Origin of the sequence: Fluoribacter gormanii, assembly GCF_900156395.1 — a bacterium.
Classification (GTDB): domain Bacteria; phylum Pseudomonadota; class Gammaproteobacteria; order Legionellales; family Legionellaceae; genus Legionella; species Legionella gormanii.
This window is the reverse complement of sequence record NZ_FTNL01000012.1, coordinates 39,172-54,948: the sequence shown is the minus strand read 5'-3', so window position 1 is coordinate 54,948 and position 15,777 is coordinate 39,172. Positions and strand designations below refer to the sequence as shown.

Sequence of the window (15,777 nt, the reverse complement as noted above, 5' to 3'; positions counted from 1 at the left end):
ATAATTGAAATCAAAAAAAGCGGATTTTATCACGTATCCACTTATTAGCAAAATCCATAATCAAGACAAGTTGCCTAGAATAGTAGAAAGGGAAGCAGCTCCTATTCAACATGACTGATACGTATCACCCCGGCAATTGCAAAAGGTAAAAATCCCACAGCAACTACAGACATTGCTGATAACAAGGCCAGATAGGCACTAATTGGCAAACCTTGCATGGCAATATTTAACGTTCCACTTCCAAAAATCAGTAAAGGTAAGGTTAATGGTAATAAAATCAAAGCCATCAAAAGGCCTTTTTGGTTGACTCCGACACCAAACGCAGCAGCCAAAGCACAAAGAAAGAGTAATGCGGGCGTTCCGCAAATAATAGTCAGAGCAAGAACTTCCGTTTCCCATACACTTAATGAAAACAATAAAGCAATTAAGGGGCATAAAACGAGTAAAGGCAGTAAATTAAATAACCAGTGCGCCACTACTTTTGCACTAACTAGCAAAGGTAATGATTGACCAGAAACAATCCATTGTTCAATTACTCCATGCTCATAATCTTGTTGAAATAAGCGCTCCGCAGAGAGCAATAAAGACAAAAGTATCGCCATCCAGACTAAACCAGGCACTATAGTTTTAAGCAAAATGACCTCTGGCTTTACTGTAAGAGGAAACATAAAAAGAAACATTAAAAAAAACAGACATGAATTGACTAAAAAACGAATTTGACGCACCTGAATAAGCAACTCGCGCTTGCATTGTCTGGCAAATAAAGCAAAAGATGAGCTCACAAACAATACTCCTCATAATCAGAGGATTTGAGTGGTAATTGCTGGTGCGAAGTCAATAAAACAGCCCCACCCTGCTTTCGATGAGCTGCTATTTTATCTAGAATCCGTGTAATAGCCGTATCATCTAGTGCAACTAAAGGCTCATCAAGCAACCATAATTTAACATCAGAGAACCACAAGCGTAGCAATCCAGCTTGCCTGCGCTGCCCTGCTGATAATAAACCACAAGGGATATCAAGATGATGTTCAAGTTTAAAAATCGAAGCGAACTCTTTTAGATTATTCAATTCATCTTTCTTGGTGGAACGTGAACATGAAGAAGTATAATGGAGATCAAAAAAGCAATTTTCCTTTAAAGTTAAATTAGGATTAATCCCTGTTTTGTGACCAACAAAACATACATTTCGTTGATACTCTGCTCGGTCCTGGTCTATATTTCGACCTAGAAATTGAATTTCACCCTGATGCGGATGATATAAACCGGCGATTAATTTCAATAAGGTGGTCTTGCCTGCACCATTTCTCCCACGTAAATGAATTAATCCCCCTGACGGCAAATGAAAAGCCACTTTATTTAATAAAGGCTGATCTTGATAATCAAAATCAAGGTTAATCACATCAAGCATAGGTCAATAATACACTGTGGGTTGGCGTCAACGCCTGAACGAGGCATAGCGGAGCTTTGAAATAGTTCAACTTCATCATTCCCGTTTCTACTAAACTTTTCTACCATTAACTCATTAAATCGAGTATTTTGTCATTCTCACGAAAGCGGGAATCTATTTTAGATGAAGCTCTGAGCTCCTCTAAAAATAGATCCCCGACCTCGCGAAGAGAGGACATGAACTATAGTCCAACTGCTTCACTTAATGGCTGTGCCGCTACGCTACTCAGGCTACACTTTAATAAATGAATAGTACTTGAACTAAAAAACAAAACAAGTTTTATTTCATTTCCAAGGTTCTTTCAAACTCCAGATCGCTTCTTCGTTCTGCGACCATCTCTCTAAAAGCTTTTACAGAAGATGTATCACGTTGCATAAAAAAGCTCAAAACCCAGGTTGTAAGTCCTTGACTTGAAGCAAGAACATTATATTCACTAGTCGTTTTTATTTGATCTACTTCTTGATCCAAATTCTCCAGAGTTGCTTTTTCAAGTCGTTGTTTAAAATTTAACAAAATTCGGCTTTTTAATACATCACCTTTAAGCCCTTCATAAGCAGCATCTAACTTGTCACTCGATGCATTGAAAAGATGGAATCTATTTTCTGAAACATCTATTGTTTGAGCTTCATAATGTGTACCTTGCAAATGAATTTCTGGCTTTTTAATGTCACCAATTTTTTCAATCAAATCAGAACAAACCCCATTCATAGACAAAGAAATTAAAGCCTGATTTTGAAGAGATATTTCAGAAGGAATTTTCAATATATTTGGAGTCATTACGATAGCCAAATTTGTTGCAGGCATTTTTGCTGTAGGCTTCGTTGATACCTTATTTAGCAGAACAAGTAAGCGAAAGGCAATTTTTTTATTAATATCTGAACCTTCATTTAATAGATTATATATTAAATCATCATATTCTATTCTTGCTTCATTGAAAGGCTCTCCTAATTTAGGTTGAGTTTCATGTATTTTTTCTTTTGCTTTTTTTAAATTATCAAACTTATCATAGCTAATGAAAGGTTCCCCTATATTTTGCAATTCGCGTATTACTGTTTTAAGTAATGCGGCTTGTTCAAGCTGATTCAAGGTGCCAAAATCCATTTTGCCTTTTTGAATTTCATCTATTTTAGAATCTATAAGACGTTTTGCTCCAGATATTCTAAAAATCCCTTCAATGGCATTTTTATCAATCGACTTATCCAAAATGTTAATTAAAATAAGCGCAGCATACTGTAAGCTCTCAATTTTCTTTTGTCTTAATTTTTCATTAGATGGCATAATATTATCTTCTCCTTCAACTTTTTGAATTACTTAAACTAGCTCTTGCGAACTCTCTTATTGAGAGCCATAATTTTGTTTTTATTTTTTAAAGGTTAATAATGGAATTTTTAGCTCAATACGGTATGTTTTTTTTAAAATCAGTGACTGTAGTAATTGCCTTTCTCATAATATTTGCAGGTTTTTTTTCTATGAGCCGCAAACCCAAACCTAAACTGGAAATCACATCCTTAAATAAACATTATGATCATATCATATCCACAATGAACAAAGAAGTGCTTGGAAAAAAGCCACCCAAAAAGAAAAAAAATAAAGAAGAACAGCCAACTCTTTATGTTCTTGATTTTCATGGAGACATCAGAGCATCCCAGGTAGAACAACTTAGAGAAGAAATTACGGCCATACTTTGCATTGCGAAGTCGGGAGATGAAGTTTTAGTGCGCCTGGATAGCCCAGGTGGTGTAGTCAATAGCTATGGATTGGCTGCGTCACAGCTCCAACGTATTCGTGATAGAGATATTCCGTTGACTGTGAGTATTGATAAAATGGCCGCTAGTGGCGGTTATCTAATGTCCTGTGTTGCGAATCACATCATTGCGGCACCTTTTGCGATTATTGGCTCCATAGGTGTAGTAGCCCAAATCCCTAATTTCCATCGCTGGCTTAAAAAACACGATATTGATGTGGAATTGTTAACTGCTGGAGAATACAAACGAACTTTAACAGTGTTGGGTGAGAATACTGAAAAAGGCAAGAAAAAAGCTCAGGAAGATCTTGAAAAGATACATGCTGCTTTTAGAAATTATGTGGCTGAACATCGCGAGCAACTGGATATAGATAAAGTCTCTACAGGAGAACATTGGCTAGCTAAAGATGCCTTTGCCCTGCATCTCGTCGATAAATTATGTACAAGCGATGACTATCTGATTGAAAAAATTGCACACTTTAAAGCATTCAAACTAACCGTCCCCCCCAAAGCTACTCTAGCTAATAAATTGCTTAAACCAGCAATGAGGTTTATGCACCCTTGGGGTTAACAAATTAAATTCAGCCGTTCAATCATAATGATGAATAATAAAAAGCCTTAATATTCAAAATACTGGATGAACTGCTGAATTTCAGATAATGGTATATAATTAATTTAGATTACATAATGGAGTGAGCTATGAGTGACTTTAAATCAAAACTGCCTGATCTCAAAGAGTTAGCTTCAATGACAAGCAAGTTATATACAGATATTAAAAAAAGTGTTGGTGAAATCGTTCAGTCCTATAAAGAAAATAGAGCGGAGCAAGCAGAAGAAACGGAAAAAGCAGAGCAAACAAATGTAGCTCCTGTTAAAGAGGCTAAGCCTAAAAAAACCGTTGAAGAAAGTGCTTCTGCTGAGCCCACTCAACCAGTTGTAACTCCAGAAGAACCGAAAACTGATGACACAAAACAATAAGTAGTTTAACTGATCACAATGTAGCCTGGGTGAAGCGTAGCGAAACCCGGGGCTTACATACTCTATGTCATACACTTTGCCAAATAGCTAATTCCAAAATCGCTTCACACTCGTTCGGGGCGGGTGAGCCCATATTTGCGCATTTTTTCAACTAAAGTAGTGCGCCTCATATTCAAATAACTTGCTGCATGAGCAACTACCCAATCTGATTCATTTAAAGCTTGACTAATCAGAGCTAACTCAGTCTTTACCAAATGTTCTTTTAAGTCTATGCCCTCTGTACAAGAAATTTGCTCCTGACTCATCGCTTCTAATAAAGCTTCACGTTCAGAACTCGATGTATCAGATTCTATATGCGGTGGCTTATATTCACCCCGTATCTTTTGTGGTAAATCTTCTTCACTCAAAATTCCTTTAGGAAACAAAATAGTTAATCGTTCTACTAAATTAGCTAACTCTCTGATATTACCTGGCCAACTATACTGACTTAACGTAGCCATAGCATCCGGCATTAAACGCACGCTAGGCCTGTTTTCGCTTTCGATGCGAGAGATCAATTCATTAAATAATAACGGAATGTCCTCTGCTCGTTCCCTTAAAGGAGGCATTTCTATGGGAAATACGTTAAGCCTGTAAAATAAATCCTCTCTGAACTTCCCTTCTTTAATTGCTTCCTCTAAATTTCTATGAGTGGCCGCAATAATCCGTACATTCACATCGATACTTTTATTGGAGCCCACTCGCTCAAAACAACGCTCTTGTAATACCCGTAATAATTTTACTTGCATGGGTAATGGCATATCACCTATCTCATCAAGAAATAAAGTACCGCCATTTGCTAATTCAAATCGTCCCTGACGTGAGGTAATCGCTCCAGTAAACGCGCCTTTCTCATGGCCAAATAACTCACTCTCAAGCAACTCTCCGGGAATGGCGCCGCAGTTAATAGGAATAAAAGGCTTAGTAGCGCGTGAAGACAGAGAATGGATATTACGTGCTACAACCTCTTTACCCGTGCCAGACTCCCCTAAAATTAGAACACTTGCTTCAGTATCAGATACTTGCTCTATTAATCTGCGCACATTGCGAATACTGACACTATTCCCCACAAGACTGCGTAGTAAAGGATTTTTATGATTGTTGAGCATAATAGATTTGACTGCTTCTTTAGCAATTTGACATTGATGCAATGACTCCATTATTTGGGCATAAGTAAATGGGAATGCTTGACAAGCAACAACATTGCGTAAGAGGCATTGGGTATTATTTAATTTTTGGCCCACAAGAATAACTGGAACCTTGGGGAATTTGTTTACCAAAGCATCGAGTTCATTAATTGTCTCCTGTATTGCTTCACTCGCCCCCAGAAGAACAACATCAGGCTCAATATCAGCAATTTTCCATTCGCCATACTTATTGACTTCAGTCGATTCACCAATAAAATCAAGTATGGTACGCAACGTGTTGCCACGACTTTCATTATTATCAATGATAAAAACTTTGTCATTAATACTCATAAACTTATCCTTAAGTTTTATATACCTTGCACCATCATTCTTTCTTCCAAAAGCGAGGAAGAGTTCAATAATTCACTATCGATAACACACGATTAATTTAAACGCATTGCACTTATTTCCAAAACACAACTCCTGACTACCAATTGTTTTGGTTGCACTTACCTGAGTTTCTTTCACAAAATGCTTCGCTTGTATATAACCCATACGACTGCAAAACGAATTGGCGGCACGTGAGCCGCAACCTTGTTTTTGGTCATAGCACCAATCCACGCGATAATCATTAAAGCGAGGGTCAGCAAAACTCTTTTCCCGATAATGATAAGGTTTTGGAGGGATATGAGCTAATCCAGTAGCACAAACAATTGTCATAAAGCCATTACAACGCCAGCCTTTACAGGTTGAGCTGGTTGATAGGTAATGTGTTAATCCTATATTGTAGGCAATTTCGTTATCGCTCGAATAATCGTAACCTAACATTTGGCAATAACGATCCGCCACGATTTTGCCACACTCCTTACCATCCAAAGTGCAATAATCCAAACGCTCCCCAAGATAGGTAGGATGCCAAAAATTTCGAAAAGCTTTATTGTGCTTTTCATTTGCATTTGAATGACTCAAAAAGGAACAAAATAAAAAAACTAAAAACATAAAGTAACGAAAATTGCTCATTAAAACAATCCTTTAGCGATTATTAAATCATGTTAGCCTATGACGCTTACTGGTACAAGAGTAACATAAGGTAAATCACTATTGATTAATTAAATGTAGCACATCTAATTCCATTCATTGCAAATAATGGTTATTTTTGATGATCAATGTAATTGAAGTATGAACATTGAGTTATTGTGCAATTTATTAAATACTTCTTGTGCTGCTCCTATATACAATGTGCATATAGGCATTGCCCCAATTCTGATTTATTTTTGTTCAAAACCTGTTTGAATCGTGTAGAAAACTAGATTTGACCTCAGGCTTAATGAACCAAATATACCTTCCTAAAGCCCCTAAATTGGATTATCACTGTCAATAAATAAATGCTCTAGCTCAAACTGAGAAGCAAGATGATTACCTAAAGCCTGAATTCCATAGCGTTCTGTAGCATGGTGGCCACAAGAATAATAATGAATACCTAATTCTTTTGCTTGATAATAAGTTCGTTCAGATATTTCTCCGCTAATATAAGCATCCACGCCTAAACGAAATGCATCCTCGATAAAATCTTGCGCTCCTCCACTACACCAAGCAATATGTGTGATCGGTTTTTCACTACCAGCAATGAACAATGGAGTTCGCCGCAATTTTTTTGCTAAATATTCAGAAAACTCTGGTTGCTTCATTGTTTGAGCTAACTTTCCTGACCACAGCAGATTATCAGTACCTCCTGCGCGGTGCATATGAACAAAGTCCACCTCAAATAACTTGGCCAGGCAGGCATTATTTCCCAGATCAGGATGGCAATCCAAAGGAAGATGATACGCGAATAAATTTAATTCATTACACAATAGTTTATAAATTCGTTGACGCTTCATCCCTGTAACCATTGGTGCCTCACCACGCCAAAAGTAGCCATGATGAACCAACAAAGCATCTGACCCCCTCGCAATTGCCTGAGTGATCGCCTCATCAGAAGCGGTCACTGCAGTACAAATTCGACTAATCTGCTCTTTACCTTCAACTTGCATTCCATTGGGCGCATAATCACTATATCGTTCACAGCTCAAAAGCTGGTGCAGGTATAAGGATAGTTCTTCTTTAGTAATCACCGGTCAGAAACTCTCTTGATGTCAGCGCCTAATAAAGATAATTTTTCTTCGATACGCTCATAACCTCTATCGACATGATAGATACGCTCAACTGAGGTTTCACCGTCTGCCACTAATCCAGCTAAAATCAAACTGGCTGAAGCACGTAGATCAGTTGCCATAACGGGGGCGCCGGTTAATCTCTCAACTCCATTAATTATTGCAGTATTTCCATTAAGTTGAATCTGCGCTCCCATGCGTTGTAATTCTTGTACGTGCATAAAACGATTTTCAAATATCGTTTCGACTATAGTAGAAGAACCCTCTGCAACGGAGTTCATCGCCATAAATTGAGCTTGCATGTCTGTTGCAAAAGCAGGATACGGTGCGGTAGAAATATTTACTGCTTGAGGACGTTGGTTATGCATGTTAAGACTTACCCAATCCTCACCTATGGTTAACTCTGCCCCAGCTTCTTCAAACTTACATAATTGCGATAATAACGTATCAGGACGAACTCGTTTTACTGTAACATGTCCTCGAGTTAGAGCTCCTGCAGCCAAATATGTTCCTGCCTCAATACGGTCAGACATTACAGAGTAAGTGCCTCCAGAAAGGGACTCAACACCTTCAATTTCGATTATTGAGGTTCCTGCACCAGAAATTTTTGCACCCATTTGAATTAGAAAATTAGCCAAATCAACCACTTCGGGCTCACGAGCAGCATTTTTGATAATGGTTGTTCCTTCAGCCAAGGTTGCGGCCATGAGTATGTTTTCAGTACCAGTCACAGTGACTGTATCAAACATTAAACGTTTACCTTGCAAACGACCTCGTCGGCAGCGAGCATTGATATAACCATTTTTCACGGTAATATCGGCTCCCATAGTTTTTAATGCTTTTAAATGCAAATCGACAGGTCTTGTTCCAATGGCACAACCTCCGGGTAAAGACACATCTGCTTTACCAAATCGAGCAAGAAGAGGTCCCAACACTAAAATTGAAGCCCGCATGGTTTTAACCAAATCATAAGGAGCAACAAACTCATTCACTTGATTGGCATCCACTTGGACATTCATTTTTTCATCAACAATTAATTGAGCGCCTAATTGACCAAGTAATTCCATCATGGTAGTTATGTCTTTGAGATGAGGAACATTGGAAATAGTGACATGATCTCTTGCAAGCAAACTTGCAGCCATAATAGGTAAAGCAGCATTTTTTGCTCCCGAAATAACTACTTCACCATGTAATGCCTTGCCGCCATTTATTAATAATTTATCCATGTTGCTTCCCCCATTCTTCTTTTGTCCACGTCTTCATGCTAATCGCATGAAGCCTGCCGGTGGTAATCAATTCTTTCAATTGCGCATAAACCCACTGCTGCCTGGCGACCTTTGTTTTATTTAAAAAAACATCACTGACTACGGTTATCTGATATTGATAACCATCCCCCTCCACTTTGATGTAAGAAACATCATCAATGGCTTTAAATTTTTCTTCGATTTCTTCATTACTTATCATTAAAATTAGCTCACAAATTGAAATAAATACAACTTTTGGCAACAAAGCTATCTGAGATGAAAAAATGCATCATCCAATGTTCTGTTATTCCAAATAAAAAAAGAAAACCCGGGCTCTGGCTCTCACCGTCACCCAGGCTACAATTTATAATCCTAAAAAAGTAACCGCTCTTTAAAAAGTAGACATTCCTATTGGAACAATCAAATATTACACAGCCTCCAAAATGCCCTTCACACCACAGAACTCTACTAAAGATTGAGTTTCGGTAGGCATACCTATAATTTCAAAAAACTTATTATTTTTTTTACATAATTTTCTAGCTTCGATAAGCAATGCTAAACCAGCACTATCACAATGCTTTACATCACTTAGATCCAAACTAAATCGGTCACTTTTATCTTCCATCAAAGCCTGATAGAGCTTGGCTCGCACTACAACAACAGACTTAAATGTCAGATCGACACCAGGTTTAAAATTAACATTTCTCACAATTAGGAAGTCCTTTTAAGTTGCTTTTGTTCCATTAACTTGATGACTTCGTCAATACTGGAATTTTGTAATGCGGCAGCAAACTGCGAGCGGAAACTTTGCAACAGGCTAACCCCTTCAACGCTAAGATCATAGATCTTCCATTGACCATTTTTAGCAACAAGGCTATAAGACAATGGAATATTTTGGCCTTCAGCACGAATGATAATGCTATTCACACGCAAAAATCGAGCGTTCAAAGAGCCTCTTAAAGGTAAAAATTGTATGCTTTCATTAGTGTATTGTGACAAAGGGCTGGAATAAGTACGAATTACCAAGCGGGTAAACGCTTTAGAAAATTGTGCTCTTTGCGAGGTTGTTGCCTTGCTCCAAGCCTGTCTTCCCAAAACAGAGCGTGACATGCCTGCAACATCAACAATGGGTAGCAAATTTGTTTCTACAGCGTGATAAATAATATTCGGATTACTTTTTAAGTTGTCCTTATTTTCCTTTAGAGTAGCGATGATGTTGTTGGCTGTTTGCTCTAACATCGGAATAGGAGAATTTTGTGATGCATTCATTATCGGAGATAAAATCACACTGGCAACTAATAAAATTGTTTTTATTATTCTCATGTTCTGACCTTATTTTTTAATGTTAAATAGTAGTTGACCAATTAAATTTTCTAGGATAATTGCCTCTTGAGTCTTTCCAATCACATCTCCATTTTGCAAATAAGGATGGTCTTTATCCCCCTCATCCTCAAAGCCTGGAACGATACTAATATAATTAGAGCCAAGCAACCCCTCTGTCAAAATGCGGGCGGAAGCATCGTCATACGGTATTTTTTTATCACTTCGCAAACGCATAGTTACCTTTGCATTAAGCTCTCCTGGTTGCAACTCGATATGGGTTACTTCTCCAATCTTAACTCCTGCTACAGTAACAGGTGCCCGCACTTTTAAGCCGCCAATATCAGTAAAATCAGCTGTTACATCATAACTGTCATGAGATCCAAAACTAGAAAAATTACTTACTTTCATTGTCATGACCAGCAAAGCCAATATACCAAGCAACATAAATAGGCCAACACTAAAATCTACGTAACGTTGCTTACTCATTTACCAATCTCCAATCATCATTGCGGTCAACAAAAAATCAAGTCCTAATACAGCAAGCGATGAATAAACTACTGTTTTAGTCGTCGCTTGACTAATACCTTCTGCAGTAGGCACACATTCAAAACCCTGGAATACAGAAATCCAGGTTACAACAAAAGCAAAAACTAAACTTTTAATGATACCACTGAGTACGTCGATTCGGAAATCCACTGCGGCTTGCATATTTGACCAGAAACTTCCTGCATCCACACCTAACCAGTGAACACCGATAAAATAACCACCAAAAATAGCAACAGCAGAAAAAATTAATGCCAAAAGAGGCAATGTAATAAAACCCGCTATAAAACGAGGATAAATAACTCTTCCTAAAGGATCAACACCCATCATATCCATACTGGATAATTGTTCTGTTGCTTTCATCAAACCAATTTCAGCAGTTAAAGCTGAACCTGCACGCCCAGCAAACAACAAAGCACTAATTACTGGACCAAGTTCTCTTGAGATGCTTAAGGCTAATAATTGGCCCAATTGGCTTGAAGCGCCAAATTTTTGCAACGTATTATACCCCTGAAGCCCCACAACCATCCCAATAAATAAAGCAGAAACAACAATAATCAAGCACGACAAAACACCAACAAAATGGATTTGATAACGCAACAAAGGCCAAAGTTTTGAAACACCAGGGCGTCTGAACAGCATAAAAAACAAAAATAAGCCTGAGTTTCCCAAATTTTGTAAAACTCGTGAACTACGATTCCCCATACGTGTGATGAACTCAAGCATCTAATAGCTCCTCTATATACGCTCTGGCAGGATAATGAAAAGGGACAACTCCATCAGCTTCTCCATGCATAAATTGTCTGATCTGAGGTTCAGATGATTCAATGAGTTCATTGGGGGTTCCTTGGCCTATGATTTTTCCACCAGAAATTAGATAAATATAATCTGCTATAGAACAAGTTTCTTCAACGTCATGTGAAACAATAATTGTGGTTGTATGCAACAACTCATTCAACCTTTTGATCAAACGGACCAAAACACCTAAAGAGATAGGGTCTTGTCCTGTAAATGGTTCATCATACATCATAAGTTCAGGATCTAAAGCTATAGTGCGTGCTAAAGCGACTCGCCTGGCCATACCACCTGACAACTGAGCAGGCATTAAAGCAGCGGCTCCTCGCAAGCCTACGGCTTCAAGCTTCATCAATACAATATCTCGCAACATGGACTCATTTAATTGAGTATGCTCCCGTAAAGGAAAAGCCACGTTATCAAATACTGAAAGATGGGTAAATAAAGCCGAACTTTGAAAAAGCAATCCCATGTTGCGCCTAGCCTCATACAAAGCCTTGCGAGATAATTGATGTATGTTTTGGCCATTAACTTGAATACAGCCACTGTCAGGTCTTAGCTGAGCACCGATTAACTGCAATAAAGTAGTTTTTCCAGAACCACTTGGCCCCATAATTGCGGTAATTTTGCCACGCTGAACCATCATATCAATGCCATTGAATATGCAACGACTCTCGCGAGTGAAGATTAAATTTTTTATTTCAACCCAATTTTCAGGCATGCTCTCTTTTCCGGTTATAGCCAAAAATAGAAGTATACCCAAGATACTCTCCAAAATGCTAGGTTTTTAGGGGAGTTGATTTTTTCGCTCAAAATGCTTTTTAAGGTTGAATAATAGCCAAGCTTTTTTGCGAATCTTTAAAGAGCATCCTGAGCAAAAAAAGCAAAAGTCTAAAAATTGCATTTTTAATTATCCTGAGCATTTATACTGAATCGTAAAAAAATTGAACTATTTAATCCTATTTATTCAAATGTTTTTTTGTTAGAATGACAAAAAGTAAAAAACATCAAATAGCCTATGAATTTTTGTACACTTGGACTTGCTGTTATTGAAACTGAAGCACAAGCTGTCTTTGAATTGACCCAGCGAATCGATAGCCGGTTTGCAAAAGCCTGTGAACTACTGCTCTCCTGTAATGGGCGGATCGTGGTTACTGGCATGGGAAAATCCGGTCATATTGCGAATAAAATCGCGGCAACTCTATCAAGCACTGGAAGTCCTTCATTTTTTATGCACCCAGGCGAAGCAAGTCATGGGGATCTGGGAATGATTACTCGCCAAGATATCGTAATTGCCATTTCTCACTCAGGCAATACATTGGAATTAGTCACATTGCTTCCCTTGTTAAAAAGATTGGAAGTTCCTTTGATTACCCTAACTGGTAATTCTGAATCGCCTTTAGCAAAAGCTGCCGATGTTAACTTGGATGTCAGTATCAAGCAAGAAGCCTGTCCTCTAGGTCTTGCCCCAACAACCAGTACTACTGTAGCCTTAGTTATGGGCGATGCACTAGCAATTGCACTTTTGCAAGCTAGAGGTTTTAGTGAGGAAGACTTTGCTTTATCACATCCTGGAGGCTCTTTAGGCAAACGACTTTTGCTGCGTATTGACGAACTCTGTCACCAGGGAGTGCAGCTTCCGCTTATTCATGAAAATGCAACAGTAAGTGAAGCGCTAATTGAAGTAACAGAAAAAAAATTGGGTATGACTTGCGTCGTTGATAACAAAGGCTATCTTGTTGGGGTCTATACAGATGGTGACATTCGACGCACTCTAACACGCCAATATGATATTAATACGACGCCAATAAAAGAAGTCATGACGCGCGATGCCCGTACAATTCCCATGGGAATGCTTGCTGCTGAGGCTTTGACTATTATGCAAAAACACAGTATTACTTCATTAATCGTCGTTGATGAAGAAAAACGACCTAAAGCCGTTCTTCATCTTCATGATTTGTTAAAAGCGGGTGTTTTTTAAATGAATAAATTAATCGAGCGAGCCAAGAACATTAAATGCCTTATCTGTGACTTAGATGGTGTTCTTACTGATGGTCTTTTGTATATCGATAACCACTTTAATGAACAGAAAACATTCCATATTCATGATGGGGTAGGTTTGAAATTACTTATGAGTGCAGGGATTGAGGTCGCTGTTATTACCGGTTCGCGTAATTCAGTAGTAGATCACCGGATGCAACAATTAGGTATCATCCATTACTATAAAGATCAATTGGATAAACAAGAGACTTACAAACAGCTTAAAAGCAAATTAAATCTCCAGGATGAACACTTCGCTTATATTGGTGATGATATTCCTGATGTTCCAATCATGCAGCGGGTTGGTCTTAGTGTTGCTGTTGCCAATGCAGTACATCAAATTAAAGAAATTGCCATGTGGCAAACAACGCTATCTGGAGGCCGTGGAGCGGTACGTGAGTTATGTGACCTTATTCTTAAGGCCCAGAATAAGATGGATTCAGCAATTGCAGGTTATCTAAAATAATGAATGCGACAAAACAACTCATATGGCTGTTTTTTACTTTGATTATCCTGGCCTGTTCAGGATGGTATTACAGCCATTCTTCAATAAGAATTCGCCTGGACAGTGAAACCTTGGCTAATTCAGTAGACACAACTATTTCTAACGTTACAGTGCGTCAGTTTAATCAGCAAGGGACTCTTGCCAATGTCCTCACCTCTCCATTCATGCAGCATATTCAAAAAGATAATGTCTATTTATTACAAAATCCACATATTATTGTGAGCCAAGAAGAACAGCCACCCTGGGATATTAGTTCAATCAAAGCCAAATCATTTGAAGGTGGTAAACAAATCACTTTTACTGGCAATGTTGTTGTGCGTCAAAAAAAAGGAACGCAAGAAAGTACTTTAAAAACAGAAGAAGTTACCTACTTTCCTAAAGAAAAGAAAGCAAGTTCTGATTTGCTCGTAACATACGAACAACCAGGTAATGTCGTTCAATCAAATGGAATGAATGCTTATCTCGATGAGAAAAGAGTAGAGTTACTGCACCAAGCAAGAGGAAGTTATGCTCCAGCGAATGGTTAACTACAGTTTGCTCCTTTTTTTCTTGTTCACTTCTTCTGCATATGCGTTGACAGAGGATAAAGAAAAAGTAATGCATGTCATGGCAAACTCAGCTGACTTAAGCCAACAAGATCATAAAGGAATCTATATTGGTAATGTTGAATTAGTGCAGGGAACAACAAATCTACAAGCCTCTAAAGCGGTGACTATAGGGAATGAAAAAAACCAACTCGTTATAGCCATCGCCAATGGAAATAAAGAAAAACAGGCGCACTATTCGACAATAACGGATCCTAAAAAACCTCCCGTACATGCTTATGCAGACACCATTCGATATTATCCATTACGCCATTTAATTGAATTAATAGGGAATGCTCGAGTAGAACAGGGAAAAAACTCTTTTTCTGCTGCAAAAATAAGTTATGATACTGAGAAACAACATGTTCTGTCTCACGGTGATGACAGTCAAAGAATTGTTATTATTTATCACCCAGAAAAGAAACCATCATGAGTATACTGGAAGCGCGGAATCTTAAAAAATCATTTAAATCGCGAACCGTGGTTAACGGCATCAGTATCCATATAAAAAAAGGTGAGTGCGTTGGTTTGTTAGGCCCTAATGGAGCGGGAAAAACAACCTGCTTTTATATGATAGTCGGTTTGCAATCCTGCGATGAAGGTCAAATCTTCCTATCTAATCAAGATATAACTGTAAGTGCCATGCATCAAAGAGCGCGTTTGGGAATCAGCTACCTTCCCCAAGAAGCTTCTGTTTTTCGTAAACTGACTGTTGCCGAGAACATCATGGCTATTCTGGAGCTTAGACCTGATTTAAACGAACAGGCTCGAGAAGAAAAGCTGGATCTTCTACTTCAAGAATTTCATATTACACATCTACATAAAAGCCTCGGCATGTCTTTATCTGGAGGAGAACGACGGCGTGTTGAAATTGCGAGAGCCTTAGCCATTGAGCCCTCCTTTATTCTTCTTGATGAGCCTTTTGCTGGAGTTGACCCTATTTCGGTCATTGATATCAAAAAAATCATTCAGCATTTATGTAATAAAGGCATCGGAGTTTTAATCACGGATCATAATGTCAGAGAAACCCTGGATATTTGCGAGCGTGCTTATATTGTCAGTCAAGGAAAAATATTGTGCGAAGGAACCCCTGAGATTATACTGGCAAACCAACAAGTTAGGGCAGTTTATTTAGGCGAGGATTTCTCATTATAAATAAGTAGCCTGAGTGCAGCGAAGTTGAACCCGGCAATATATATTCAGCAAACATTGGGTTAGGCTTTGCACATGAAATACGTCACCAACCAATATTTTG

Annotated in this window: 20 protein-coding genes; 7 read left to right on the top strand and 13 right to left on the bottom strand. The window is 38.4% G+C overall.

Annotation, left to right across the window (positions count from 1 at the left end):
- Positions 1–101: 101 nt before the first annotated feature.
- The 3 genes from ccmB to BW930_RS09010 form a co-directional block, all read right to left on the bottom strand.
- Positions 102–782 carry a heme exporter protein CcmB gene (gene ccmB, locus BW930_RS09020; protein ID WP_058468305.1) on the bottom strand — a complete coding sequence of 227 codons (681 nt, stop codon included), beginning with the start codon at positions 780–782 and terminating at the stop codon, positions 102–104.
- Complete coding sequence (ccmA, locus tag BW930_RS09015; protein ID WP_058468306.1) at positions 779–1,408, bottom strand: heme ABC exporter ATP-binding protein CcmA; 630 nt, start codon at positions 1,406–1,408, stop codon at positions 779–781. The genes ccmB and ccmA overlap by 4 nt, the downstream gene beginning before the upstream one ends.
- A gap of 318 nt (positions 1,409–1,726) precedes the next feature.
- Entirely contained in the window at positions 1,727–2,725 is a 999-nt protein-coding gene (locus tag BW930_RS09010) for a RhoGAP domain-containing protein (RefSeq protein ID WP_058468307.1), read from the bottom strand.
- 101 nt (positions 2,726–2,826) lie between these two features.
- On the opposite strand from BW930_RS09010, the gene sohB reads away from it, so the two are divergent.
- Both sohB and BW930_RS09000 read left to right on the top strand, forming a co-directional pair.
- Positions 2,827–3,762, top strand: coding sequence for a protease SohB (gene sohB, locus BW930_RS09005; protein ID WP_058468308.1), 936 nt, complete (start codon positions 2,827–2,829; stop codon positions 3,760–3,762).
- 128 nt (positions 3,763–3,890) lie between these two features.
- A complete protein-coding gene (locus BW930_RS09000; RefSeq protein WP_058468309.1) occupies positions 3,891–4,169 on the top strand; it encodes a hypothetical protein in 279 nt (92 codons plus the stop codon).
- Positions 4,170–4,273: 104 nt separating this feature from the next.
- Here the strand turns inward: BW930_RS09000 and BW930_RS08995 are convergent, their stop codons facing one another.
- The 10 genes from BW930_RS08995 to BW930_RS08950 all read right to left on the bottom strand — a co-directional run bounded on the left by BW930_RS08995 (position 4,274) and on the right by BW930_RS08950 (position 12,114).
- Positions 4,274–5,686 (bottom strand): sigma-54 dependent transcriptional regulator, encoded by a 1,413-nt coding sequence (locus tag BW930_RS08995; protein ID WP_058468310.1) that lies wholly within the window; start codon positions 5,684–5,686, stop codon positions 4,274–4,276.
- A 75-nt stretch (positions 5,687–5,761) separates the two neighbouring features.
- Positions 5,762–6,355: a hypothetical protein gene (locus BW930_RS08990; RefSeq protein ID WP_058468311.1), complete on the bottom strand. Its 594-nt coding sequence runs from the start codon at positions 6,353–6,355 to the stop codon at positions 5,762–5,764.
- Between the two features lie 335 nt (positions 6,356–6,690).
- Entirely contained in the window at positions 6,691–7,449 is a 759-nt protein-coding gene (locus BW930_RS08985) for a Nif3-like dinuclear metal center hexameric protein (RefSeq protein ID WP_058468312.1), read from the bottom strand.
- Entirely contained in the window at positions 7,446–8,714 is a 1,269-nt protein-coding gene (murA, locus tag BW930_RS08980; RefSeq protein WP_058468313.1) for a UDP-N-acetylglucosamine 1-carboxyvinyltransferase, read from the bottom strand. Before murA ends, BW930_RS08985 begins: the two co-directional genes overlap by 4 nt.
- Positions 8,707–8,952 (bottom strand): BolA family protein, encoded by a 246-nt coding sequence (locus BW930_RS08975; RefSeq protein WP_058468314.1) that lies wholly within the window; start codon positions 8,950–8,952, stop codon positions 8,707–8,709. The genes murA and BW930_RS08975 overlap by 8 nt, the downstream gene beginning before the upstream one ends.
- A 207-nt stretch (positions 8,953–9,159) precedes the next feature.
- A complete protein-coding gene (locus BW930_RS08970; RefSeq protein ID WP_058468315.1) occupies positions 9,160–9,441 on the bottom strand; it encodes an STAS domain-containing protein in 282 nt (93 codons plus the stop codon).
- 2 nt (positions 9,442–9,443) lie between these two features.
- Positions 9,444–10,055, bottom strand: a complete 612-nt coding sequence (locus BW930_RS08965) for an MlaC/ttg2D family ABC transporter substrate-binding protein (RefSeq protein WP_058468316.1) — start codon at positions 10,053–10,055, stop codon at positions 9,444–9,446.
- A gap of 9 nt (positions 10,056–10,064) precedes the next feature.
- On the bottom strand, positions 10,065–10,541 hold the full coding sequence (gene mlaD / locus BW930_RS08960) for an outer membrane lipid asymmetry maintenance protein MlaD (RefSeq protein WP_058468317.1): 477 nt from the start codon (positions 10,539–10,541) through the stop codon (positions 10,065–10,067).
- Positions 10,542–11,324 carry a lipid asymmetry maintenance ABC transporter permease subunit MlaE gene (gene mlaE, locus BW930_RS08955; protein ID WP_058468318.1) on the bottom strand — a complete coding sequence of 261 codons (783 nt, stop codon included), beginning with the start codon at positions 11,322–11,324 and terminating at the stop codon, positions 10,542–10,544.
- Positions 11,317–12,114 carry an ATP-binding cassette domain-containing protein gene (locus BW930_RS08950; protein WP_058468319.1) on the bottom strand — a complete coding sequence of 266 codons (798 nt, stop codon included), beginning with the start codon at positions 12,112–12,114 and terminating at the stop codon, positions 11,317–11,319. The genes mlaE and BW930_RS08950 overlap by 8 nt, the downstream gene beginning before the upstream one ends.
- Positions 12,115–12,411: 297 nt before the next feature.
- On the opposite strand from BW930_RS08950, the gene BW930_RS08945 reads away from it, so the two are divergent.
- The 5 genes from BW930_RS08945 to lptB are packed head-to-tail and all read left to right on the top strand — an operon-like array spanning position 12,412 to position 15,677.
- Entirely contained in the window at positions 12,412–13,374 is a 963-nt protein-coding gene (locus BW930_RS08945) for a KpsF/GutQ family sugar-phosphate isomerase (protein ID WP_058468320.1), read from the top strand.
- Positions 13,375–13,899: a KdsC family phosphatase gene (locus BW930_RS08940; RefSeq protein ID WP_058468321.1), complete on the top strand. Its 525-nt coding sequence runs from the start codon at positions 13,375–13,377 to the stop codon at positions 13,897–13,899. It begins immediately after the preceding gene.
- Positions 13,899–14,465 (top strand): LPS export ABC transporter periplasmic protein LptC, encoded by a 567-nt coding sequence (gene lptC / locus BW930_RS08935; RefSeq protein ID WP_058468322.1) that lies wholly within the window; start codon positions 13,899–13,901, stop codon positions 14,463–14,465. The genes BW930_RS08940 and lptC overlap by 1 nt, the downstream gene beginning before the upstream one ends.
- Positions 14,446–14,955 carry a lipopolysaccharide transport periplasmic protein LptA gene (lptA, locus tag BW930_RS08930; RefSeq protein WP_058468323.1) on the top strand — a complete coding sequence of 170 codons (510 nt, stop codon included), beginning with the start codon at positions 14,446–14,448 and terminating at the stop codon, positions 14,953–14,955. Before lptC ends, lptA begins: the two co-directional genes overlap by 20 nt.
- Positions 14,952–15,677 (top strand): LPS export ABC transporter ATP-binding protein, encoded by a 726-nt coding sequence (gene lptB, locus BW930_RS08925; RefSeq protein ID WP_058468324.1) that lies wholly within the window; start codon positions 14,952–14,954, stop codon positions 15,675–15,677. The genes lptA and lptB overlap by 4 nt, the downstream gene beginning before the upstream one ends.
- The last annotated feature ends 100 nt before the right edge of the window (positions 15,678–15,777 follow it).